Source organism: Bordetella genomosp. 9, assembly GCF_002261425.1.
Taxonomy (GTDB): domain Bacteria; phylum Pseudomonadota; class Gammaproteobacteria; order Burkholderiales; family Burkholderiaceae_B; genus Bordetella_C.
This window is the reverse complement of the sequence record NZ_NEVJ01000003.1, coordinates 1,021,515-1,044,481: the sequence shown is the minus strand read 5'-3', so window position 1 is coordinate 1,044,481 and position 22,967 is coordinate 1,021,515. Positions and strand designations below refer to the sequence as shown.

Genomic DNA, 22,967 nt, shown 5'->3' with positions numbered 1-22,967 from the left:
AATGACACGCAACGTAATTTCTATACGCGATGCTTCGCTGCTATCCGCAACCGGCTCGGGACCGAATGCATGTATCTTGGCAAGCAGCGTGCCCAAGGTGAGTAGGAACGTGGGTCAGCAGCTATTTTGCTCATGGACAGCCTGCCACGATGTGTACTTTGGTAACCCGTGCGGCCGCTTTCCGGCTTGCGGCTTGCTTTGCGCCGTGCGGCGCCTCGCCTGTCCAGACTAGATCGCCCAACCGGCGGGCGCCTTGAGGTTGATCAAAAATTCGATCACGCGGGGCAAAGCGTCCTGGCGGCGACCCCAAGCAACACGGCACTGTGAACTTCATGGATTTGATCGTCGCACGACCCGAAGGCCTGTACTGCCCCCCTGGGAATTTCTATATCGACCCCTGGCGGCCGGTCGAACGCGCCATCATTACGCACGCGCACTCCGACCATGCACGGGCCGGCCATGCCCATTACCTGGCGTCGTCCGCCGGCGCGGGCGTGCTGCGGGCGCGGGTCGGCGACGTCGACCTGGATGCCGTGCCCTATGGCGAAACGCGTATACATAATGGTGTGCGCATCAGCCTGTTTCCCGCCGGGCATGTATTGGGCTCGGCGCAGGTCCGGTTGGAGCATGGCGGCCAGGTGTGGGTCGCGTCGGGCGACTACAAGCTGCAGGAAGACGGGACCTGCGACCCATTCGAGCCCGTACCGTGTGACGTCTTCATTACCGAATCGACCTTCGGACTGCCGGTCTATCGCTGGGACGACGTGGCCCAGGTGCGGGCCGACATCAATGCCTGGTGGGCCGCCAATGCCGCCGTGGGCCGGGCATCCATCCTGTATTGCTATGCGTTCGGCAAGGCGCAGCGGATCCTGCACGGGCTGGATGCGGCGATCGGCCCGATCGTCACGCACGGGGCGGTGGAGGGCTTGAACCGGGTCTACCGGGCATCCGGCGTCGCCTTGCCGCCGACCATCACGGTGTCGGAGATCACCGATCCGGCGCAGCTGCGCCGCGCGCTGGTGCTGGCGCCGCCGTCGGCGCGCGGCACCCCATGGACGCGGCGATTCGGCGAGCACGCCGACGCATTCGCCAGCGGCTGGATGCGCTTGCGCGGCGCGCGCCGCCGGCGCGGCGTGGATCGAGGGTTCGTAATGTCCGACCACGCGGATTGGCCGGGCTTGGGCAAGGCCATCCGCGCCACGGGCGCGGAGCGGGTCATCGTTACCCATGGCAGTGTCGCCGTCCTGGTGCGCTGGCTGAACGAGCTGGGCCTGCGCGGGGAATCCTTCACCACCGAGTACGGGGCGGAGGAAGACGAGGGTGGTCCGGACAAGGAGCAGGGCGCCACCAGGGCCGGCGCAAGCGACGAAGCCGCCTCGGACGGCGCGGAGGCCATGGCATCTGCGCAGGCGGCAAGCGAAGCGCGGGCGCGCTTGCCGTCCGACCCGGATGCCGGCGACGACCCGGAGGACCCGGCCTCGTGAAGGATTTCGCCGATCTCTATACCCGGCTGGACGCCACCACGTCCAGCAACGCCAAGCTGGCGGCCATGCGCGATTATTTCCGGGCCGCCCCGCCGGCCGACGGCGCCTGGGCTGCGTATTTCCTGGCGGGCGGCAAGCCGCGCCAACTGGTTCCGACCAAGGTACTGCGGCAGTTCATCACCGACGCCGCCGGCGTCCCGGAATGGCTGTTCGAAGAAAGCTACCAGGCCGTCGGCGACCTGGCCGAAACACTGTCGCTGCTGCTGCCCGACCCTGGGGTTTCGGATACCGCCAGCCTGACGGAGTGGGTGGAGGAACGGCTGCTGCCGCTGCGGGGCCTGCCGCCGGCCGAAATCGTCCACCGCCTGAAAGACCTGTTCGCCCGCCTGGACCAGCACGGCCGCTTCGTCTGTGCCAAGCTGATGACCGGTTCAATGCGCGTGGGCGTGTCCAAGCTGCTCCTGACCCGGGCCTTGGCCGAAGTTGCCGGCGTCGAAACCCGCCACATGGCGCAGCGCCTGATCGGCTACACCGACATCGGCGCCCGCCCGCAGGCGGAAGTGTTCCAGCGCCTGCTCGAACCCGTCACGCACGAAGGCCAGGCCCGCCTGGACGGGCAGCCGTATCCGTTCTTCCTGGCCCATCCCCTGAACAGCGATCCCGCTGCCTTCCCGGACCTGCTCGGCCCGCCATCGCGCTGGCAGATCGAATGGAAGTGGGACGGCATCCGCGCCCAGCTGGTGCGCCGCGCCGAACAGACCTGGGTCTGGTCGCGCGGCGAAGAACTGGTCACCGAGCGCTTTCCGGAGCTGCTGCGCCTGGGCAACCGCCTGCCGGAAGGCACCGTGCTGGACGGCGAAATCGTCGTCTGGAAAGAGGACAGGGTGCAGCCCTTTGCCCACCTGCAACAGCGCCTGGGCCGCAAGTCGGTCGGCGCCAAGCTGCTGGCCGACGCGCCCGTCGTGCTGCTGGCCTACGATCTGCTGGAACGGGACGGCGAAGACCTGCGCGGCCGGCCGCAGGCCGAGCGCCGTGCCATGCTGGAACGGCTGGCCGCGGGCATCCCGGATCCCGCGCTGGTCCTGTCGCCGCTCCTGCATGGCGCGGATTGGCAGGACCTGGCGCGCCAGCGCGAAGCTTCACGGGCCCTGGGCGTGGAAGGCATGATGCTGAAGGCGGCGGACGCGCAGTACGGCGTCGGCCGCACCAAGGAAAGCGGCGTCTGGTGGAAATGGAAGGTCGATCCGTTTTCCGTTGATGCCGTGTTGATCTACGCCCAGCGCGGCCATGGCCGGCGGGCCAGTCTATATACCGATTACACCTTCGCCGTCTGGGACGCGCCGCCGGAAGCGCCGGAACGCCGGCTGGTTCCCTTCGCCAAGGCATATTCCGGCCTGACCGACCAGGAAATCCGCCAGGTCGACGCCATCGTGCGCAAAACCACCATCGAGAAGTTCGGCCCGGTCCGCAGCCTGGAGCCCACACAAGTATTCGAACTCGGGTTCGAGGGCATCGCGCGCAGCGCGCGGCACAAGAGCGGTATCGCGGTGCGCTTCCCGCGCATGCTGCGGTGGCGGCAGGACAAGACGCCGCAGGACGCGGATACCTTGGAGACGCTGGCGGCACTATTGCCGGATGTATCCCAATAGCGCTGTTGGGCTGTCGATTTGTCCCGGTCGGTCGTCCGGATTCTGTGCCACATCCCGAGCTATTCGCAGGACGGAGCGCAATAACTCGTTGAAACGGAACGAGGTTTGTGCATGCACCCACCCACCCGGCGTCGAAGCGCGTTATCTTATTTTTGGTTTTATACGCTTACTCAACGACACAATATCCGCATTTATGGATATATTGAGAACCATAAGGAAATAAATGTATACAAAATCATATGTGGCCAAGGTTGTGTGCGGGGCGCGCGGGCGCGCCCAGGAACGGGTGGATTTTTACATCAGCGATCGTCGCGATCGCCCTGAACCTGGGCGAGGCGGCGGCCCAAGCGGTCAGCCGGTCTGATGCCGCCAATCCCGCCGCCGAGCTCCAGCGGCGACAGGACCAGGAAACCGAGGCGCAACGGGCTCGCGCCGCCGAACGCCCGGACGTCTTTACGCCGCCGCCCGCGGCAAAGCCGCCAAGCGGCCTGCAATTCCCGAACGAAAAACCCTGCTTCGCCATCCAGGCCGTCGTGTGGCAACCGCCCAAGCCGCCCGCATGGCTGATTGAAGCCGCCACGCACGCTGTCGGCCACTGTATCGGCGGCCGCGGACTGCAGGCGCTGCAGAAAGATCTCCAGGCCCGCCTTATTGATCACGGTTACGTGACCTCGCGCGTACTGGTTCCGGAGCAATCGCTGGCTGCTGGTGAACTCACCCTGCGCTATATCCCCGGCACTATTGCCAAGGTTCAAAGCGAAGGCATGCCCGGTTGGTGGCGTATGGCCTTGCCCAACGGGCCGGGCAGCGCCCTGGATCAACGCGATCTGGACCAGGGCCTGGAAAACATTCGCCGTCTGGCCGGCCAATCCGACGCCACTATCGATCTGGTGCCCGGCGCCGCCGTGGGCGAGACGAATCTGGTGTTGCACCCAGGCACCGGCAAACGTTGGCATGCCTTCGTCGGCGGCGATAACGCCGGACTGGATTCGACCGGCAAGAACCAGGTCAACGCGACGCTGGTGCTGGATTCACCGCTGTTCCTCTACGACCAGTTGTCGATGGCCTGGAACAGCAATGCGGATATGAAGAACGACGATGCGGGTGCGCGCTCGTCTTCCATCAGCTACAGCGTTCCGTTCGGCTACTGGACGCTGTTCGCCGACGCCAGCAAATCCACTTATCGGCAGACCGTCGCGGGCTTCGACGAACCCATCCTCTACAAAGGTACGAGCAAGCAGATCGATGGCGGCATCAGCGTGGTCCCGTATCGCGGCACCGACTAAGGGCACCGTCACCGCCAAGATGTTCCGCAAGTGGTCGAGCAACAGCATCGACGACATCGACATCGATGTGCAACACCGCGACGTCGTCGGTTATGAACTGAACCTGTCGCATCGCCAGTACATCGGTAGCGCCACGGTGGATGCCGGTGGCGGGGTGCGCAGCACCTTGCCTGGCATGTCCAACCAACCCGGCGTCGTGATCGGCGATCCGGACTGGAACGGGCGCAGCACCGTGTTGCTCGCCAATCTGGGCGTCTATCTGCCTTTCCAGTTGGCGGGGCAACGCCTGGCCTATCAATCCGGCTGGCAATGGCAGCACGCCAAGACGCCGCTGGTGCCCAGCGACTATTTCACGATCGGCAACCGCTACTCGGTACGCGGCTTCGATGGGCAGATGACCTTGTCCGCCGAAAGCGGCTGGTCCTGGCGCAACGACTTGTCGCTGGCGCTGGGCGATAGCGGCCAGCAGCTATACGCCGGCATCGACGCCGGCCGTGTCAGCGGTCCCGCCGCGCAGTTCCTGGCGGGCCAGACGTTGGTCGGCGCCGTGGTCGGCGTGCGTGGGCGCGTGGCGTTGCCCTATGTCGCGGCCAATTACGACTTGTCCGCCGGCTGGCCGCTGAAAAAGCCCGACGCCCTGAAGACCGACTCGCCCACCATCGCCTTTTCCGTGCTGTTCGAATTCTGACCGGATCACATCATGTTCTCGCTGCGCTCCGCGATCGTTACGCTCGTCATGTTTACCCAGGTCTGGACGCCCGTGCTGGCGCAGACACTGCCTATCTCCGTCGACAAGACCGGCGGCGGGCCGCGGCCTGTAGTGGGCGTGGCGGGGAACGGCGTGCCTATCGTGAATATCGCGCCGCCTTCCGCGGGTGGGGTTTCGAATAACCGCTTTACGCAATTCAACGTCGGTCCTTCCGGGGTCGTGTTGAACAACAGCGGCTCGGGCAGCCAGAGTCAGCTGGCGGGCGCGATCGGCGGCAATCCGATGCTGGGCAACAGCCGCGCGGCCGTCATCCTGAACCAGGTGACCGGCAATAACCCGTCGCAGTTGCGCGGCTTCATGGAAGTCGCGGGCAATCGCGCCAACGTGATCGTTGCCAACCCGGCGGGCATTACCTGCGACGGCTGCGGTTTCCTGAACGCGAATCGCGGCACGTTGACGACGGGGATGCCTATCCTGGGTCCGGACGGCAGCGTGCAGGGCTTCGACGTCACGCGCGGCCGTCTGTCGGTGGAAGGCAAGGGGCTGTATGGCGATAACCTGGATCAAGTCGACCTGATCGCGCGTACGCTGTCGTTGAATGCGTCGGTGTGGGCGAACCGGCTGAACCTGGTGGCAGGTCCCGCTACCGTGGGCTACAACGACGGCAGCGTGCAGGCCAAGGCGGGCGAGGATGCGGCGCCCGCCGTCGCACTGGACATGGCCGCCCTGGGTGGCATGTACGCCAACAGCATCCGCCTGATCGGCACCGAGGCCGGCGTCGGCGTGAATATCGGCGGCAACCTGACGGCGATGACCGGCGACCTGCAGGTTAGCGCGGCGGGCGACGTGCGCATCGCGCCGTCCGGGAAGGTGCAAGCGGCGGGCAATCTGCAACTGGACAGCGCGCGCGCCATGACGGTGGACGGCACTGTCGCGGCGGGCGGCGATGTGCGGCTGAACGCCGCCGGCGATGTCACGGTCGGCAACGCGGTCAGCGCGGTCGGCAGCATGGCGGTGAACGCCGGCGGCAACCTGGTGCAGGGCGCCAATGGACGCATGCAGGCCAATGCGGGCTTGACCGCTTCGGCGGCCGGGGTGGCGGCGCTGTCCGGTACCATGGCATCGCAAGGCGCGGTGGGCGTGCAATCGCGCGGCGGCATGGCGATCGACGGGCTAGTGTCGGCGGGCGGCAATGTCTCCTTGAACGCCGGCGGCAACCTCACGCAAAGCGGCGCCGGCCGCATGGAGACCAACGGCGCCTTGTCCGCCGCATCGGGCGGCGCAATCGCCTTGTCCGGCACCAACGTGGCACTCGGCGCCGTCACGGTACAGGCGCCGGGCAGCCTTGCCATGGACGGCCGCGTATCCGCGGGCGGCGATATCTCGCTCGGCGCGGGCGGTAACCTCACGCAAGGCGGCAGCGGCCGCATCGAAACCAACGGCGCCCTGACCGTCTCATCAGGCGGCGCGATCGCCCTGGCTGGCGCCGCCGTTGCGCAAGGCACTGCCACGCTGCAATCCACGGGCGCGATGTCTTCGGACGGTCAGCTATCCGCCGGTCGCGACATTGCCTTGATTGCTGGCGGCAACTTCACGCAGGGCAACGGCGGACGCATTGAAACCAACGGCGCCCTGGCGGCCTCATCGCGCGGCGCGATCGCCTTGGCCGGTGCGGCGGTCACACAAGGCACGGCCACGTTGCAGTCCGCGGGCGCGATGTCCGCGGACGGTCAGCTATCCGTGGGCCGCGATATTTACTTGAATGCCGGCGGCAACCTTACGCAGGGCGGAGGCGGACGCATCGAAACCAACGGTGCGATCGCCGCTTCGTCCGGCGCAGCGATGGCTTTGGCGGGCACGACGTCGGCCGGCGGCGCGGTCAACTTGCGCTCGCCGGGCGCCATGTCGGTGGATGGGCGCGTGTCGTCGGGCGGTGGCATTGCGCTGAACGCCGGCGGCAGCCTGACGCAGAGCGGCTACGGTCGGCTGGAGACCAACGGATCGATCTCAGGTTCTTCGACGGGGGCCATGGCCCTGTCCGGCGTCACGGTAGGAAAGGACGCCGTCGCGCTCCGATCGGCTAACGGATTGACCTTGGGCGGACAAGTGTCGGCGGGCAGCGACATCTCGCTGAGCGCCGCCGGTGGCCTGACGCAGCTCGCGGGCGCCGGCATGCAGGCCAATGGCCGCCTTGCCACATCGAGCGGCGGCGCCATGGCATTGTCGGGCTCGTCCGCCGCGCTGGGCGACGTCGCGCTGCAATCCTTGGCCGGCATGACGGTCAACGGGCAGGTGGCCAGCGGCCGCAACGCGACGCTGAACGCCGGCGCCGATATCGTCCTGGGCAACGCCTCCAAGGTCCAGGCGGACGGCAACGTGCGCGCCGATGCGGCGGCGAACATGTCGATCGCCGGCTTGGTCGGCACCACGGGCGTCGCCCCCAGCGGCAGCGCGCTGACCCTGGACGCCGGCAGGGACATGGCGATCGCCGGCACTGTTTCCGCCAACAGTCCGTTGACCATCGCGGCCTCGCGCAATCTGCAGATCGACGGCACCACATTGGCGACGGCGGGCAACTTCGCGCTGAACAGCGGCGGCAACATGACTGTCGGCGCCAACGGCTGCGCGCAGGCCGCCGGTGATATTGCCGTTCAGTCGGGCGGCAATCTGGCCGCGTCCGGCATTCTGTCGGCCAACAAAGCCGCGCGCGTGAACGCCGCCGGCGACACGCGCGTTGACGGCACCATCGCCGCCCTGGGTGGCGCGCTATCGCTGGCAGGCGGGAATGACGTGCTGATCGGCGGCGCTGGACGCGTCCAGGCAGCAACGACGCTCGATACCCAGGCGGGCCGGGACCTATCGCTGGCGGGCGCGATTTCTTCGGTCGGAGACCTTACGCTGCGCGCCGCGCGCGACGCCATGCTCAGTGGCATCGCCTCCAGCGACGCCAGCCTGAAGCTGAATAGCCGAAACCTGAATGTGAGCGCGGCCGGTGTTGTCCAGTCGGCGAGCGGAATGAACATCGATGCGGCTGGCCAGCTCACCTCCGCTGGCAAGCTCGTCTCCGATGGCGCGGTCACGCTGCGGTCCGTGGGCAACATGGGGCTGGCCGGCACCACCGCGTCCATGAACAACACCCTTGGCCTGACATCGACCGCCGGCGACATCGTCCTGGATGCGGCCGCCCGCACCCAGGCAGCAGGCACCCTGACGGCCAACGCGGCACGGGACATGCGGGTCCAGGGCACAACGTCGTCCAATGGCGGCATCGTTCTTGGCGCCGCCCGTGACCTGGCGTTGGGCGGCGTCACCGCCGCGCTGGGCGGAGATCTGCGCACGACAGCCGGCGGCGCCACCACCCTCGCCGTCGATGCACGCGCACAGGCCTCCGGCACGCTCGCGCTGAATACCGGTTCAAGCTTAAACAACGACGGCTTGCTGTCAGGCGGCCAAGCCGCCACGCTGCAAGCTGGCGGCGACGTCAACAACCGTGGCACGGTCGTCTCGGCGGGCAACGCCAGTGTGACCACCAATGCGGCCGTGAACAACACCGGCCGGTTGATTGCCGGCCTGAACGACCAGGGCCAGATCGCCTTGCCGGGCAACCTGACCGTCTCCGGCAGTACGTTCACCAACAGCGGCCTGACCGCAGCCGGCGCTAACGTCACCCTTAACGCCGCCAACCTGATGTTGGCCGGCGGCACGGTATCCGCCACACAGGCGCTCAAAGCCAGCAACGCCACCGCGATCGACGCACGCGGCGCATCGCTCTACGGCGGCACCATGGCGCTGTCGGGAAGCACCTTGGACAACCGCGGCGGCAATCTTTCCTCCGGCGGCGATATGTCGCTGACGTTTACCGGCACGGTGAACAATCAGTCGGGCACCATCGCCACGAACGGCGCCTTGCAGGCCAGCGGCAGTCAGGTGATCAATCGCGGCGGCAAGATGATCGCCAGCGACCTGACGGTAACGACGCCCGGTGCGATCGACAACGTCGGCGGCCTGCTGCAGGCCAACAACGTGCTGTCCCTGTCCGCATCGAACCTGCTCAATACGGACACCCCGTCCGGCAATCCCGCTCAACCCCTGGGCGTCGTCGGCAAGACCGTCACCATCAGCGCGGGCGCGATAGACAACACGCGCGGCACGCTGGCCGCGAGCCAGGCGATGACCATCGGCGCCAGCCAGTTGCAGAACGCGACGGGCCTGATCAGCTCAGGCGGCACCGCGGACATCACGGTGGGTACGCTGGCGAACGAAGCAGGCAATGTCGCCGCCGGCCAGCGCCTGTCCGTCACGACCAATGCATTGACGGGTACCGGCACGCTGCAATCGCAGGGTGATCTGGGCTTGACCGTGAACGGCAACCTGAACAATACCGGCGTACTGGCGGCGGGGCGCGACGCCACGCTGTCCATCGCGGGCGACCTGGACAACAGCGGCAAGATATCCGCCGGCCGCAACCTGGGCATCGGCGCGCAGAACCTGACCAACCGCGCCGGTGGCGAGATCGTCTCCGGGGGCATTACCACACTGAGCGTTTCGCAGGCGCTGGACAACGCCGGCCTGATCGACGGCAAGGTCACCCGCATCCAGGCCGGCAGCGTCCACAATACTGGCCGCATCTACGGCGACACGCTCGCCATTTCCACCGGCTACCTGCTCAACGATGTCGGCGCCGCGGGCGCGGGCGTTATTGCCTCGCGTGGCGACATGGATCTGGGCGTCGGCAGGCTGGACAACCTGGAACATAGCCTGATCTATGCCGCGGGCAACCTTGCCATCGGCGGTGGCGTCGACGGCAACTGGAAGGCCATCGGCCAGGCTCAGTCAGTAAACAACGAATCCGCCACCATACAGGCCGACGGCAACGCCAGCATCGCGGCAGTAGCGATCAACAACAAGAACAACCACTTCTCCAGCGAAGTCGTGCAGGTCAGCTCGGGCGACAAGGTGTACTACCGCCTGAACGGATCCACCGACATGCTGGACGGCAGCGTCTATTGGCTATGCGACCAGACTACCGCGCAATGCAGCCAGGATCCGGCATGGCTGGACGATGACCAGGAGCGCCGGCTGCTGCTGCCTTCGACGACGTACCCTGAAGACCGCTATGGGCCGCCTTTCACCTATGCCGCGGGTGGTCATGGCAGGAAAGGCTACAGCGCTCCGGTGCGCAATCCCTATGACGCGCCCTACAACGCCTGCCAAGGCCCTGACGACAACCCTTGCATTCAACCCGAGGTATTCAACTACGGCCTGGATGCTCCCATTTGGGCAGTATTCGGCGTACAGCCCCCGGCCGCGCCGCTGCCACCCTTGCCGGTCCAGGGCGAGAACTGCACCATCGATTGCGATGCCATGCAGGCGGTGTACGACAACGCCCATGCCGCCTATGTCGCGGCATATGAAGAACTGAACGATCGCGTCATCGCTTTCAACCAGGACTTCCAAAGTCGTCTGGTCAAGGACTTCACGATCTACGAAGTCGCCGAGAACGTCAGCGAAAGCCGCACCCTTTCCACCGATCCTGGAAAAATCATAGTCGGCGGTAACGCATCTTTGTCGGGCTCCGTCACGAACGACAAAAGTCAGATCGTGGCGGGCGGCGCGCTGAACGTTAGCGGGGCGACGATCCAGAACATCGGCGCCACCGGCGAACGACGCGTCGACGCAACCGGGCGGGAACTTTACACCTACGAGAAGAACGACAGCCGCCATTACGACATCGCGCCGTACAGCGGTACGCTCAGCGTCCAGCCCATCGAATTGGCCGTCGCCAGCTACGGCGGCAACACCGCGCCGCCTGCCACTGGCGTCACTGCGCCAGGCGCCGTCGCGCCGGTAAGCACGGTCCGCCCGTCGACGATCACCAGCGTATCGCTGCCGAATTCCGGCATCGTCCGTACCGTCACGCCGCCGTCCAGCGTGCCGAACAACCAGCTCTACACCGTCGTGCCGGCGGCGAACTCGCCTTATCTGGTGGCGACCGACAGCCGCTTCACGGGCAACAAGCCGACGATATCCAGCGACTACTTGCTCGCGCTGTTGGGCGGTGCCGGTGTAGTCTCTGGGCCGGGCGCGGTCGCTGCCCCGGGTTCCGTATCGGTGCGCGGGCCGGGTGCTGGCGCATCCGCGGCGACATCGTTCCCCGCCGACGGCACGTCGGCAGGCAATATGTCGCCCACGCAAGCCGCGATCGCCGCCGCGGCGACGTCGGCAGGGACGTCAGGTGCCACGACTGGATTGTCGGGCACCAATCCCTATCTGCAGAACGCGGACACGCTCAAGCGCCTGGGCGACGGCTTCTACGAACAGAAACTGGTCACCGACCAGATCATCGCCGCCACGGGCCAGCGCTTCGTCGGCGACTACACCGACAACGAAACCCAATACAAGGCCCTGCTGACCGCCGGCGCCACCTTCGCCCAGCAATACGGCCTGCAAATCGGTACGCCGCTCAGCGACGAGCAGATGAAGCACCTGACCAGCGACATGGTGTGGCTGGTCGACCAGACCGTCACGCTGCCGGACGGCAGCACGCAGACCGTGCTCGTCCCGCAGGTCTATCTGGTCGTGCAGGACGGCGATCTGAAGGGCGACGGTACGCTCATGGCGGGTCGCAACACCACGCTGCAGGCCAGCGGCACCATCACCAATACGGGCACCGTGGGATCACGCGACGCCACGATCATGGTGGCCGACAACATCATCAACAGTTCGGCGGGGACGATCCAGGGCAGCTACGTCAATCTGAATGCGCGCCAGGATCTGAACAACATCGCCGCCCTGATCAAGGGCGATACGGTCGCCTTGCAGGCGGGGCGGGATATCAATCTGACGAGTACCACGGCCAGCACGAGTTCCAGCCTGGGACAGACGAATACGTGGTCGACGTTTGTCAGCGGGGTGTCGCAGATCGATGCGGGCAGTTTGGCCATCAACGCCGGACATGACCTGAACTTGACCGCCGCGGCCGTTAACGCGAGCAGTAACGCGTTCCTGCAAGCCGGCAACGATATCAACCTTCTCACAGTGCAAACGGAGCAGGGCGAGTCTGTTGTCTTCAAGAAGAAGAACAACAGCGAGGTCATACGACAGGATCAGGTCGGATCGGTCATTAATGTGGGCGGCGATCTGGGGCTGTTCGCACGCCAGGACGTAACGGCGATAGCCGCAAACGTGACCGCAGGCGGTGAGATGGGCGTACAGGCCGGCCGCGACATCAACCTGCTGTCAGGTGAAGCTGGCGGCTACGCCAGGGACGAGCACTATCAAAAAACCAAGGGTCATTGGGGTGTAACAAACACGCAGCGCACCATAGACACGGGCGAATGGAACCAGGCGCAGGGATCCACATTCACCGCCGACTCCGCCATCTTCCTGGCGGGCAGGGACATAAGCGTCATCGGGTCGAATATCGGCGGCTTGAACGATGTCACCCTTACCGGCGGGCGAGACGTCACCATAGCGGCGGCGGCGAATACTTCTAGCGACGACCACTATCGGCATGAAACGCGATCCGGATGGGGCGCGCTCGGCGGTCTGAGCAAAGGCCACAAAGAGAGCACCGACACGTTGGAGGGAACAACGGTATTCCATAGTGCCAGTACGGTGGGCAGTGTATTGGGCGATGTGCTGATCAGCGCGGGTCAGGACCTTCGGGTGCTCGGAAGCAATATCGTCGCTCGACAAGGCGATATAGGAATCGTTGGGCGCGACGTCACTATCGCGTCCCTCACCGACACCAACCAGGAAAAGGAGTTCCACGAAGTCAAGCAAAGCGGTTTCAGCATCAACGCCGGCAGTCCGGTGATGGATGCCTTTGAAACCATCGACCGGATGAGTACCGCGTCGTCCAAAACCGACAATCCCATCATGAAGGCATTGGCCTTCGTCAGTGCCGGCATGGCTGCCAACAATGCACTGAATGCGGTGACCCGCCCCCCGAGCGAGGGAGGTGGCGGCGGCGGAACCATCACGCTCGACTACGGCGCGAGTTCCAGCTCCACGACGACGCATCGTAGCTCGACCAGCGTACTCGGATCCACCGTCGCGGCGGGCAATGACCTCACCATCCTCTCTACCGGCGCGGGCAAGGATTCAGACATCACCGTCTTAGGTTCCGCGCTATCCGCCGGTAGGAACGCCGTGCTGGTCGCCGAAGGTGACATCCTGATGAAGGCGGCCAGTAACACCAGGCACCAGGATATCCAGACCAAAAGTGTCGATGGCACCGTCGGCGTTGGCGTGATGATCGGCACTGACGGTAATGGCGGCTATGGCGCAGGATTCATCGTAAAGGGCAGCGTATCCGCCAGCCGCAGCACGGAGGACGGCGACGACCTGACATGGACGAATAGCAGCGTCACCGCCGGAAGCGCGCTCGGCCTGAAGTCAGGCGGTGATACGTCGTTGATCGGCGCCTCCGGAAAGGCTGATCGCATTCTCGCGTCGGTGGGGGGCAATCTTCTGCTACAGAGCCTGCAGGACGAGAGCACCTACCATTCCAAGAACCAAAGTGCCTCAGCCGGCGGGACCTATTGCTATGGTTATTGCAGCAGCTCGGCGTATGGGAGCTACAGCCAGGGCGCACTGAACAGCAACTTCAAGACCGTAACGGAACAGACCGGGCTGTGGGCTGGCGACGGTGGCTTTCAGATCAACGTGAAGGACAACACCACGTTGATCGGTAGCGTCATTGCCAGCAGCGACAAGGCGGTGGCTGACGGATTGAATTTCCTGAGCACCGGAACGCTCGTCACTCAGGACATCAAGAACGTCGCCAAGTACGACGGCTATCAAGTCGGGTTGAGTGGCGGTTATTCATGGGGCGGCGCTCAACAGGTCGATAGCGGAGGATCGACCACTGTGCCGTCGAAGGGAGGCGCGTCGGCATTTCCGCCCACGGTTGCAGCAGCGTTCGGTAGCGATCGATCGACGACTGAAAGCGCCATCAGCGGCGGCACCATTGTCGTTCGCGATAGCGATGGCCAGTTGGCGCTGACGGGGAAGTCGGTCGCGGATTCCATCGCGTCGCTGAATCGCGATACCTCCGACACCTTGAATAGCCTCAGCCCGATCTTCGATAAGGAGAAGATTCAGGCCGGCTTTGACATTGTCACCACGTTCCAGAAGGAAACCGGGACCTTCCTGGCAAGCAAGGCGCAGGAGTATGACGCGCTTAAAAAAGCCTTGGACGCGGCGCCTCCGGAAGGTCCGTTGCATGACAGCCTGCAGGCTCAGCTGAACGATGCCGCGCAGTGGGTACAGGGCGGCACGTACCGGATGATCGTGACGGCCGGGACTGCGGCCCTGGCGGGCAACGTCACTGGTGGCGTAGGGCAGGCCGTACAGGCGGCGACCATCAATGTCCTGCAATCCATGGGCGCCGCGCAGATCAAGAAGTATGCGGATGCGTTGGGCGGGGAAGGGTCCGCGGGGCACGTGGCGCTACATGCCATTCTGGCGTGCGGTGGCGCGGCGGCGCAGGGAGGTAGCTGCGGCGCTGGCGCGCTGGGTGCATCCGCCAGTGTTGTGCTGGGTGAGCTGATCTCGGGGCTGACGCAGAAGCCGGCGAAGGACCTGACCGCCGACGAACGTGAACAACGCCAGAACCTGATCATGTCCCTAGTCGCGGGAGTCGGGGCGGCTCTGGATCCGCAATCCTTGGCGACGCTCACCGCGGCGGCGCAGAACGAGGCGGAGAACAATCAGCTCGCACCGGTCGGGCCCATGTCGCCCATCTTCTCGTCCTTACCGGCATTCGGATCGGGCCTTGGTGGGCTTGGCAGCGCCGGCGGGCTGCTCGGTCAGGGTGGGCAGCAGCCGCTAACCCAGAATCAGGTCATCGCTCAGCAGTTGCAAAGTGCGCTTGGGAGGCTTTCCGAGAGCATATCTTCGGGGCTTCAGGAGTTCGCTAGCCTGACATGGGAAGGATTGTTTCCGGACTCGCCGCCGGGTTATGGCGATTCGGAGTCCAGGCAGAATGGCGAGCCGATTTTCACTCCGATCGGGGACCACACAAATGTCGAGACCCAAGGCAAGCCTGGAGATGTGCTGGCGCCGATATCGTTGCCGGGCCAGGTCATTAACGAGCCGCAGGGCGGGCTGATCACCTCGACGCCGTCTCAGAATAACGCCGCTCCTACGTTGCTATATCAGCAAGGGCCTCCATCCGGGAACGAGATGCTGGGGGAGCATGGTCCGCAGTTCCCGAGCAAGACCATCTGGAAGGGGCAGGGGCAAGAGCGTATCGATGTGGAAAATCCTAATCCGGGGCAGCGCCCCGGTCAGATACACTACCAAGATAACCAGGGAAATAAGTATTTGTACGACCCCTCCACTAACTCATTTCCAGACGCGCCGAGATCTGTAAACAAACTATTAAGTGATCCTAGCTTTAGTGCCGCTATTCAAAAAGGGCTCACTAAGTATCTTGGAGGTAGATGATGAAGAGCAATTCGGCTATGAATAGGCTTTTGGCTGCTGTAGGCCCACTGCCGCCTCTTTGTCTAGAACTTAAGCGCATCGCCGACGAGGGGTTTAATGGGAAGGATGATTGCTTCTTTTTAACTGCGCTCCTGCGGAAGGCTGGCAGCGTGACGAGGTCGAGATTTTATGATCGTACGGGGTACGAGTGTTTCGTTAACTCCCTGCACATCGAAGACTACGACAATAGAGCACCTTTAGAACAAGCCATCCAGTTTGTCTCATACGTATTTGGCGCGTGGCAGCTGTTGGGGAGTTCGGTATCATTGGTCGCCGTTGTAAATGTGGACGAATTTGGCGTTATAGTTCGGTTTCACTCCAAACGCCCAACCGAACAATGGCTAAGTGACAATATAGAGGCGTATAGCGATCCGACTATGTCGGTTGAATCGCACGAAAGCCTTGCTGCGATATTTCAACATTCGCAGCAGAGTGGCTAAGGTGGGCTGCAAAAATAAATCTGATATACCGCTAAACCGTGACATGCAGGACACATCGAACAGCTGGATCTTAGTTTCGAAAAGCAAGAGTCCAGGCGAAATTCGATATCTTCTCTCGGTTACATCGGTGGTCAGTACTTAAGGAGCCGATCGAGAACTGATGAGAAACAAAAAACGGCAGACCACGGCATGGCGAAACGCAATAGGCGCTGCCTAGCTAGTGTGTCGCAGCTCAACTCGGACTATGAACAGGCACACCATTGGGCCGGGTGGCGGGCTGCCGCGAGGTAGCAGACGCGATTGAGAAGTTGTTGAGTTTGATTGGCGAAGATCGCAGAGAGAGGCGGGATGGTTGCCGGAAGCCGACGCAGAATAATCATAAGGCTAGCATTGATCGTCGATGTGGCGGCGCTGCCGTTCCTTCGAATCAACGGGCTTGAGTGATCGGTTCCACGACCGATATCAGATGACGAGAATGACTAACGGCGACGGTGAAGTCCGGTCTAATCCGCATCAGAAGTAGAGATTTCGGATACATGACGGTCGGGTTATGAAAGGTCAGCGGTGCAGAGTGCGATATTAGCCAAGGGGCCTATGGCGAAGTGGTATAGACTGAAAGGGGTATCGGGCTTTGGTCACCTGTCGCCTCATATTAGTATGCTTGATACGGTGAGGTGCGGCCGAGATATCTCATTTATTAGAGAGGGTAAGACTCGGTCACGCAAGCGGTTGCTCAGGCGGTCAATGAGATCTGGAGCGTGGATTCGTGACGGACCAGCTATTCGATGGTTTTCGCCTGCGCGCGCTGACCTATTTGAGCGAGTCAGAAGTCGAAGTAGGAAGTGGCCGAGGGAAAATTTGGCCGAGCCGCATTGGTGGCAAGCTGTTTTTTCACGCTGGGGTGCCGGATTCTGCAACACCTAGGGCCGAAAACTGGCAATTATGGGGTAATGAGCAGTTGTAGAGCCGAAGTCGATCAACTTGAAATGATTGTCATAACATGAATGATGGTGAGGTCTTAGCGCGCAGGCAAATTGTTGCTTTAGCTGAAGCTATGTTGGCAGGAAAGCTTTCCTTTCTTGAGGGGGTCGTGCAGGTCGTCGACATCAAGCGTCGCTTGAGTGGAATTGCCGACGAGGATCCCGATTTTCACGTTTTTCTGGTCATTGAGTCTGAAACAGATCATCTACCACATGAAGCGCAGCGGCCACTGTGGTCCGCGACCGCACTGGACGCGCTGGAGGCCGAATTTCTGCGGACTGAGGAATGGGCGAAGTGCTTTGCCGAGCAAGCGTGTAAGAACTTGATCGCAAGGTTTACCCCATCAATTGGTGCTTGAGCCGCGACGGGTTTGTGCGGACCTCCAGGAGCTGAACTGCTCGGCGCGCCGGCCCCACGGTTATATATCAAGAGTCGGGGAGTGGGGGGGGGCGGCAAAATAATCCAGCCACGTCAGTCGGCAACGCCGCGACAAATATTTCGGGGAGAGCAGGTACCTCCGAACTCCATGGAGAGCGGTATGCAGTGGAGGTAAATCCGTCTGGCTCGACAGCGGCGACAAATGTAAAGGATCCACGTGATCCGTATTCGCGTTGCTGAATAACTTGATTCCGCGGGACAAACCTTTACGGTGCGGTCCTTCTCGTCGGCATCTGAGCAAACTGGAATACCGGAATGGACACTACAGGGCTCGCGGGCTCGTTGCCGGGATTATTGCGTGAAATAAAGTTTAGGCGTCAATAAAATGAAGCTGAGCTCTTCGGAACTATCATCGTTGGCTCGCCAATGCGAGGGTTTGTCTTCGATATCAACCTTATATGAAGAAATACAAGACCGTTATGCCAACTTGGACCCCGAAGGATGAAGGAGCTCTTCCTTTGGTGCATCTGCGAACTCATGAAGCAGGGCCGGCTCAAATTCTGGGGGGAGGGGTGGGTGCGAAAGGGAGAAGGCGCTGCCATGGAATTTATGTTTGGTGACAAGCCATTCGGGCCTGACGATATCGTTGTCGACGGCCTTCTGCAACCTTCTGATCCTCGCCCGGAGGGAGTGGTCCAGTTAATTCGCGCAAAATGGCCCCTTGAAAAAAAACCCGCGTTTAATGCTAAAGACGACGGCTTCTCACCTCTATGGTTTGATAAATGGTATTTTACTTGGCATGACGAGAGCGAAAAACCGGTAGTCTTTTGACGTGAATTCCATTGGAATCGAGGCGACGTGATCTATCATGAGAACATTCGTTGCGCTTAACTTCTACAGGTTCAAGCATCTAAGTGGTGCTTAATAGCGATGACGTCCGATCATGGGTGAGGGCGCATTTGGATTGGATGGCAGCATCCTTTTTTGACCCGAATACTCCAGGCGATTACGTATATCGCACACCTTTGTAACCAGCCATCGGCGCGGGACGCGATACCAATCTTCTCGCCGGAGAGGCGACCGGACAAGCACGCGATGAGCACTATCAGAAGTCCGAGGGGCACTGGGGGGAACCAGTTCGTCGCACAGCATAGATGCGATCGATTGGATCCAAACCCAGGCATCCACTTTCACCGGCGATGCGGCGGTCTTCCTCGCCGGGCGCGATTTGAGTGCCATCGGCTCCAACATCGGCGCTTCGAACGATGTGTTGGTGAGTGTCGGTCGAGACGTCACTATTGCGGCCGCTGGTAATACATTCGCCGACGATATGACCGGCGGTCTCTGATGAACGGTAATTCTGCAATGACGACGCTGCTAGCCACTCTCGGCTCATTGCCGCCCCTCTGTCGATCTCTTCGTAGTATTGCCGGTGAGAGGTTTCACGTTAAGGACGAACGCTATTTTTTTGGCTGCGCTTCTCCGTAAGGCTGATAGCGTCGCGAAGTCGCGGTTCTTTGATAGTACGGGGTACGAGTGCTTCGTTAATCCTTACATATCGAGGACTACGACGACGAAGCGCCTCTAGCGCAAGCTATCCAGTTTATCTCGTACGTGTTTGCCATGTGGCGGACAGCGGAGTATGCGGTGCCGCTGGTCGCCGTTGTAAACGTGGACGAAGGGTGCGTTATCGTGAAGTTTCACGCCAAGCGCTCAACGGAACAATGGTTAAGTGACAATTTAGAGGCGTATAGCGATCCGACTATGTCTGTTGAATCTTCCGAAGACCTAGGTGTATTGCTCGGCAGTTTGCGGTCGGGCCATTGAGGCTTGGAAGGGTATGGTTTCGGCCATTGGGGAAGGGACATCGCCAAATTTATGTTTGGCGACCTGCTGTATGGGCCGGATGAAACAGTTGTGGATGGCCTTCGGCAACCCGACGATCCCAGCCCGGAAGGCGTGTCGCGCATCCTGTGCGGAAGATGGCCAGAGCAGGTGAAACCCGCGCTCAACCCAAACGATATGGCTTCGATCCGTTGTGGTTCGAAAAGGACCACCGGCGACGTCAATCACAATCTTCCCGTACGCGCCTCGATCCAGATGATCGAAAGCTGCTGAAAGAGCCGCAAACGAATAGCGCGCTTCAACGACCGGCTTGGTACTGTTCAGCTCACCCACACGAACGAGCCGCTCCAGAGTGAATCGCGAGATGACGTAGTCACGCGGCTTGAAGCAGGTGCTTCCCAGGGGCTGACCGCTCGTGCGCAGCGCCCGCTATCAAGGCGTGGTCATCAAATCCGCGACCACTTGCCTCATCCAAGCATGCGACGGCACGTCGTCCCACCGCGCATGCCAGACCATGTTGTAGTGCGACTTGGGCAGTTGAAATCCCAGTTCGCGGACGTGCAGCGGATGAAATTGCGCGACGTACGTCGCCAGCCTGCGCGGCATGGTCACCGCCAGATCGGTCTGCAGCAGTATCAACGGCACATGGCTCATGCTGGAGACGTACAAGTCGAAGCGCCGCTGGTGGCCCAGCTTGCGCAGCCATGCGTCCACCTCGTTGTCCTTGCCGAACATGTCGGTGGTGGTCACGAACCGCAATTTGCAGAAGTTGCCCGGGGTAAGTTTTTTGCCCGCGAAGGGATGGCCCTTTCTGAGCAGGCAGACGCGATCGTCATCATAGAGCGCGTGCGTGCGGAACCGCCCGCCGACCTCTTCGAAGCGGCCTAGCGCGATATCGATGGAATGATCTTCCAGCTGCTTTTCCGGCAACGCCACGCCTTGCATATTGACGAAGCTGAACCGCACCTGCGGCGCGTGGCTGTCGCAATAGCTGCGCAAGCCCGGCGCCAGCATCCATTCGATGGTGTGGCGCGCGGCGATGCGAAAGGTGCGGGACGACTTCAGTGGATCGAAGGCGCCGCCGTCTTCCATGATGCCGCCGATGGCGGCCAAGGCTTCGCGAACGACAGGGCGGATTTCCAGCGCGCGCGGGGTAGGGACAAGCTGCCGCTTTATCAGGACGAACAGGGGATCGGCCAGCAGGCGGCGCAATTCGGCGAGCTTTCTGCTGATGCCCGGCTGGGTCGTATGCAGTCGCGCCGCCGTCTCCGTGGCGCTGCGCGTTTCCATCAGCAGTTCGAAAACGGTCAGCAGGTTCAGGTTGACCTTGCGCAGAGTATCCAGTTCCACGATGACCGGCTATTCATATCAAAAAAGGCATTATATGTTCCGGATAAATCATTTGATGATATGAGCTGCCGCCTCTACGATTTGTACCGATCCTGTAACAAGGCAGAGTTGGAGAGCATCGATGAGCAGGCAGCAAGTGACACCGTTTCCCCTGTACGAGATCAGCGGGGCGCCGCTGGAGCGGGGGCGGTCCTATGGCGAACAAGCCAGGAAGCGCATCGCCCGCTCCATCGAGCACTACAGCGAGCAGGCCGCGCGATGGAAGCTGGAACGCAGCGAGATCGACAGGATTATCCATAGCTATATCCCGGCGGTGCGCAAGTTCGACGAGAACTACCTGACGGAGATGCAGGGCATCGCCGACGGCGCCGGCGTGCGCCTGGAGGACATCTTCCTGCTGAACGCGCGTACGGAAGTGATGAAGCTCGCATTCAAGCCGGAGCTGCGCGCGCGCCTGCTGGGCGAGACCAACGATGGCTGTACGTCGGTGAAGGTGATGCGCGAAGCGACCGCCGACGGCCGGCTGATCCACGCGCAGAACTGGGACTGGAAGGAAGAGTGTTCGGAGACCGGCGTGGTGCTGCGCATCCTGCGCGACGACGGTCCGGACGTGCTGACGTTTACCGAAGCGGGGATGCTGGCTCGCTCGGGCTTCAACTCGGCGGGGATTTCGATTACGGGAAACAACCTGGAATGCGATCGCGATTACCGGCAGATTGGTGTGCCGCTGCCTTTGATCCGCCGCAAGGCCCTGGAAAGCCCGTATCTGGCCTGGGCACTGCACGCGGTGTACGCGACCCCGAAGACGGGTTCGAACAATATGGCGGTCTGCCATCACGAAGGCATCGCGATCAACTTCGAGTGCGCACCGGACGAGACGTTCCAGCTCCTGCCGGAAAATGGCCTGCTGGTGCATTCGAATCATTGGCTGAGCCCGATCGCCCTGGGCAAGCTGAAGGACACGGGTATCGCGTTTTCGCCATGCACGCTGTATCGCGAGCAGCGCGTGCGCGACTTGCTGACGCCGGACGTCGGGCGCATTACCGTGGACTCCGTCAAGCAGGCGCTGCTGGATGACTTCCAGTCGCCGTGGTCGGTGTGCCGGCCGCCGCGTGGGGATTTCGGCCGGGATACGCGCAGCGCGACGGTGTCCACCGTCGTCATGCAGCCTGCGCTGGGCGTGATGGAAGTCGCCAACCTGCCGGCGCTGGATCCCACCTTTACCACGTATGAGCTGCCGCGGCGGCAGCGCTAACCGAACCACCGGCACGCGCCGGGATTTTCCAGAACATCACAGGGGAAACAGCCATGAAAAAGGCTTTCAAACTCGATCTGCCGCGCGGCGGCGTCTTCGCGGGCAAGCTGGCCCGGATCTCGGCAGCGCTCGCATTGGGCGCCGCCATTGCTGCGCCCGGCGCCGCGTCCGCGCAGGACGGCGACAAGTATCCCTCGCATGCGATCCGCCTGATCGTGCCTTTCGCGGCGGGCGGCGGCACGGATATCCAGGCGCGCATCGTCGCGCAGGAAGTGGGCAAGGTGCTGGGCCAGACCATCGTGGTCGAGAACCGGCCCGGCGCCGGCGGCGGCATCGGCGCGGCCTTCGTGGGCCAGGCCAAGCCGGACGGCTATACCTTGCTGGTGGGATCGACCGGCACGCACGGCGCGAACCAGTTCCTGTACTCCAAGCTGCCCTATGACCCGGTGAAGGATTTCACGCCGATCACGGTGCTGGCGACGTTCGACAACGTCGTCGTGGTGCCGGAGTCTTCCAGGATCCAGACCTTGAAAGAGCTGGTGGATACGGCCAAGGCCAATCCGGGCAAGCTCAATTACGGCGTGACCACGGTGGGCAGCTCCGCCCACCTGGCGGTGGAAAAGTTCAACCGCGACGCCGGCATCAAGGCCAGCGGCGTGCCGTACAACGGCGCGGGCCAGGCCACGACGGACCTGCTGGCCGGTCGCCTGGACTATATGCTGGACCTCGTCGGCACGCAGATCGGCAACATCAAGGCCGGCAAGGTGCGGCCCATCGCCACGACGGCGCTGAAGCGCAATGCCGTGCTGCCCGAAGTGCCGACCATCGCGGAATCCGGCTATCCTGGCTTCAGCGCGGTGGGCTGGGTAGGCCTGTTCGGGCCGGCGGGCATGCCGCAGTCGACGGTGGATACGCTGTACAAGGCCATCGAGAAGGTTTATGCGTCGCCTGACTTCCAGGCCACCATGCGCGCCCGCTCTTTCGACATCGCCTACATGCCGCCCGCGGAGTTCGACAAGTTCCTGGTGAACGAACGCCAGAAGTGGGGCACCGTGGTGCGCGAATCGAACATCAAGCTGGATTGAGAAAATCGTCA

12 protein-coding genes are annotated in these 22,967 nt (G+C 62.6%); 10 read left to right on the top strand and 2 right to left on the bottom strand.

The features are described 5' to 3' along the window. Nucleotides 1-332 precede the first annotated feature (332 nt). The 8 genes from CAL26_RS15800 to CAL26_RS28115 all read left to right on the top strand — a co-directional run bounded on the left by CAL26_RS15800 (nt 333) and on the right by CAL26_RS28115 (nt 18,252). Nucleotides 333-1,484 carry a ligase-associated DNA damage response exonuclease gene (locus tag CAL26_RS15800; protein WP_094847813.1) on the top strand — a complete coding sequence of 384 codons (1,152 nt, stop codon included), beginning with the start codon at nt 333-335 and terminating at the stop codon, nt 1,482-1,484. Continuing rightward, entirely contained in the window at nt 1,481-3,133 is a 1,653-nt protein-coding gene (locus CAL26_RS15795) for an ATP-dependent DNA ligase (protein ID WP_094847812.1), read from the top strand. Before CAL26_RS15800 ends, CAL26_RS15795 begins: the two co-directional genes overlap by 4 nt. Before the next feature lie 239 nt (nt 3,134-3,372). Beyond that, nucleotides 3,373-4,419, top strand: a complete 1,047-nt coding sequence (locus CAL26_RS28670) for a ShlB/FhaC/HecB family hemolysin secretion/activation protein (protein WP_256988473.1) — start codon at nt 3,373-3,375, stop codon at nt 4,417-4,419. Further along, nucleotides 4,379-5,107, top strand: coding sequence for a ShlB/FhaC/HecB family hemolysin secretion/activation protein (locus CAL26_RS28665; protein ID WP_256988472.1), 729 nt, complete (start codon nt 4,379-4,381; stop codon nt 5,105-5,107). Before CAL26_RS28670 ends, CAL26_RS28665 begins: the two co-directional genes overlap by 41 nt. Before the next feature lie 12 nt (nt 5,108-5,119). Then, entirely contained in the window at nt 5,120-15,583 is a 10,464-nt protein-coding gene (locus tag CAL26_RS15785; protein ID WP_094847811.1) for a two-partner secretion domain-containing protein, read from the top strand. Between the two features lie 1,245 nt (nt 15,584-16,828). After that, a complete protein-coding gene (locus CAL26_RS28120; protein ID WP_143277443.1) occupies nt 16,829-17,026 on the top strand; it encodes a hypothetical protein in 198 nt (65 codons plus the stop codon). A gap of 36 nt (nt 17,027-17,062) precedes the next feature. Further along, nucleotides 17,063-17,401 carry a DUF2489 domain-containing protein gene (locus CAL26_RS15775; RefSeq protein WP_094847809.1) on the top strand — a complete coding sequence of 113 codons (339 nt, stop codon included), beginning with the start codon at nt 17,063-17,065 and terminating at the stop codon, nt 17,399-17,401. Nucleotides 17,402-17,922: 521 nt separating this feature from the next. Further along, nucleotides 17,923-18,252, top strand: coding sequence for a hypothetical protein (locus tag CAL26_RS28115; protein ID WP_143277442.1), 330 nt, complete (start codon nt 17,923-17,925; stop codon nt 18,250-18,252). A 957-nt stretch (nt 18,253-19,209) separates the two neighbouring features. On the opposite strand, the gene CAL26_RS28110 is transcribed toward CAL26_RS28115, so the two are convergent. Beyond that, nucleotides 19,210-19,599, bottom strand: coding sequence for a hypothetical protein (locus CAL26_RS28110; RefSeq protein ID WP_143277441.1), 390 nt, complete (start codon nt 19,597-19,599; stop codon nt 19,210-19,212). Between the two features lie 99 nt (nt 19,600-19,698). After that, nucleotides 19,699-20,616, bottom strand: coding sequence for a LysR family transcriptional regulator (locus CAL26_RS15770; protein ID WP_094847808.1), 918 nt, complete (start codon nt 20,614-20,616; stop codon nt 19,699-19,701). 121 nt (nt 20,617-20,737) lie between these two features. On the opposite strand from CAL26_RS15770, the gene CAL26_RS15765 reads away from it, so the two are divergent. Both CAL26_RS15765 and CAL26_RS15760 read left to right on the top strand, forming a co-directional pair. After that, nucleotides 20,738-21,871 carry a C45 family autoproteolytic acyltransferase/hydolase gene (locus CAL26_RS15765; protein ID WP_094847807.1) on the top strand — a complete coding sequence of 378 codons (1,134 nt, stop codon included), beginning with the start codon at nt 20,738-20,740 and terminating at the stop codon, nt 21,869-21,871. Between the two features lie 53 nt (nt 21,872-21,924). Continuing rightward, nucleotides 21,925-22,956 (top strand): Bug family tripartite tricarboxylate transporter substrate binding protein, encoded by a 1,032-nt coding sequence (locus CAL26_RS15760; protein ID WP_094847806.1) that lies wholly within the window; start codon nt 21,925-21,927, stop codon nt 22,954-22,956. Nucleotides 22,957-22,967 lie beyond the last annotated feature (11 nt).

What these genes read in the sequence shown, in the direction of transcription:
- CAL26_RS15800 (WP_094847813.1), top strand. Translation starts at nt 333, where the DNA reads ATGGATTTGATCGTCGCACGACCCGAAGGCCTGTACTGCCCCCCTGGG.
- CAL26_RS28670 (WP_256988473.1), top strand. Translation starts at nt 3,373, where the DNA reads ATGTGGCCAAGGTTGTGTGCGGGGCGCGCGGGCGCGCCCAGGAACGGG.
- CAL26_RS28665 (WP_256988472.1), top strand. Translation starts at nt 4,379, where the DNA reads ATGGCGGCATCAGCGTGGTCCCGTATCGCGGCACCGACTAAGGGCACC.
- CAL26_RS15785 (WP_094847811.1), top strand. Translation starts at nt 5,120, where the DNA reads ATGTTCTCGCTGCGCTCCGCGATCGTTACGCTCGTCATGTTTACCCAG.
- CAL26_RS15775 (WP_094847809.1), top strand. Translation starts at nt 17,063, where the DNA reads ATGAATGATGGTGAGGTCTTAGCGCGCAGGCAAATTGTTGCTTTAGCT.
- CAL26_RS28115 (WP_143277442.1), top strand. Translation starts at nt 17,923, where the DNA reads ATGAAGGAGCTCTTCCTTTGGTGCATCTGCGAACTCATGAAGCAGGGC.
- CAL26_RS15765 (WP_094847807.1), top strand. Translation starts at nt 20,738, where the DNA reads ATGAGCAGGCAGCAAGTGACACCGTTTCCCCTGTACGAGATCAGCGGG.
- CAL26_RS15760 (WP_094847806.1), top strand. Translation starts at nt 21,925, where the DNA reads ATGAAAAAGGCTTTCAAACTCGATCTGCCGCGCGGCGGCGTCTTCGCG.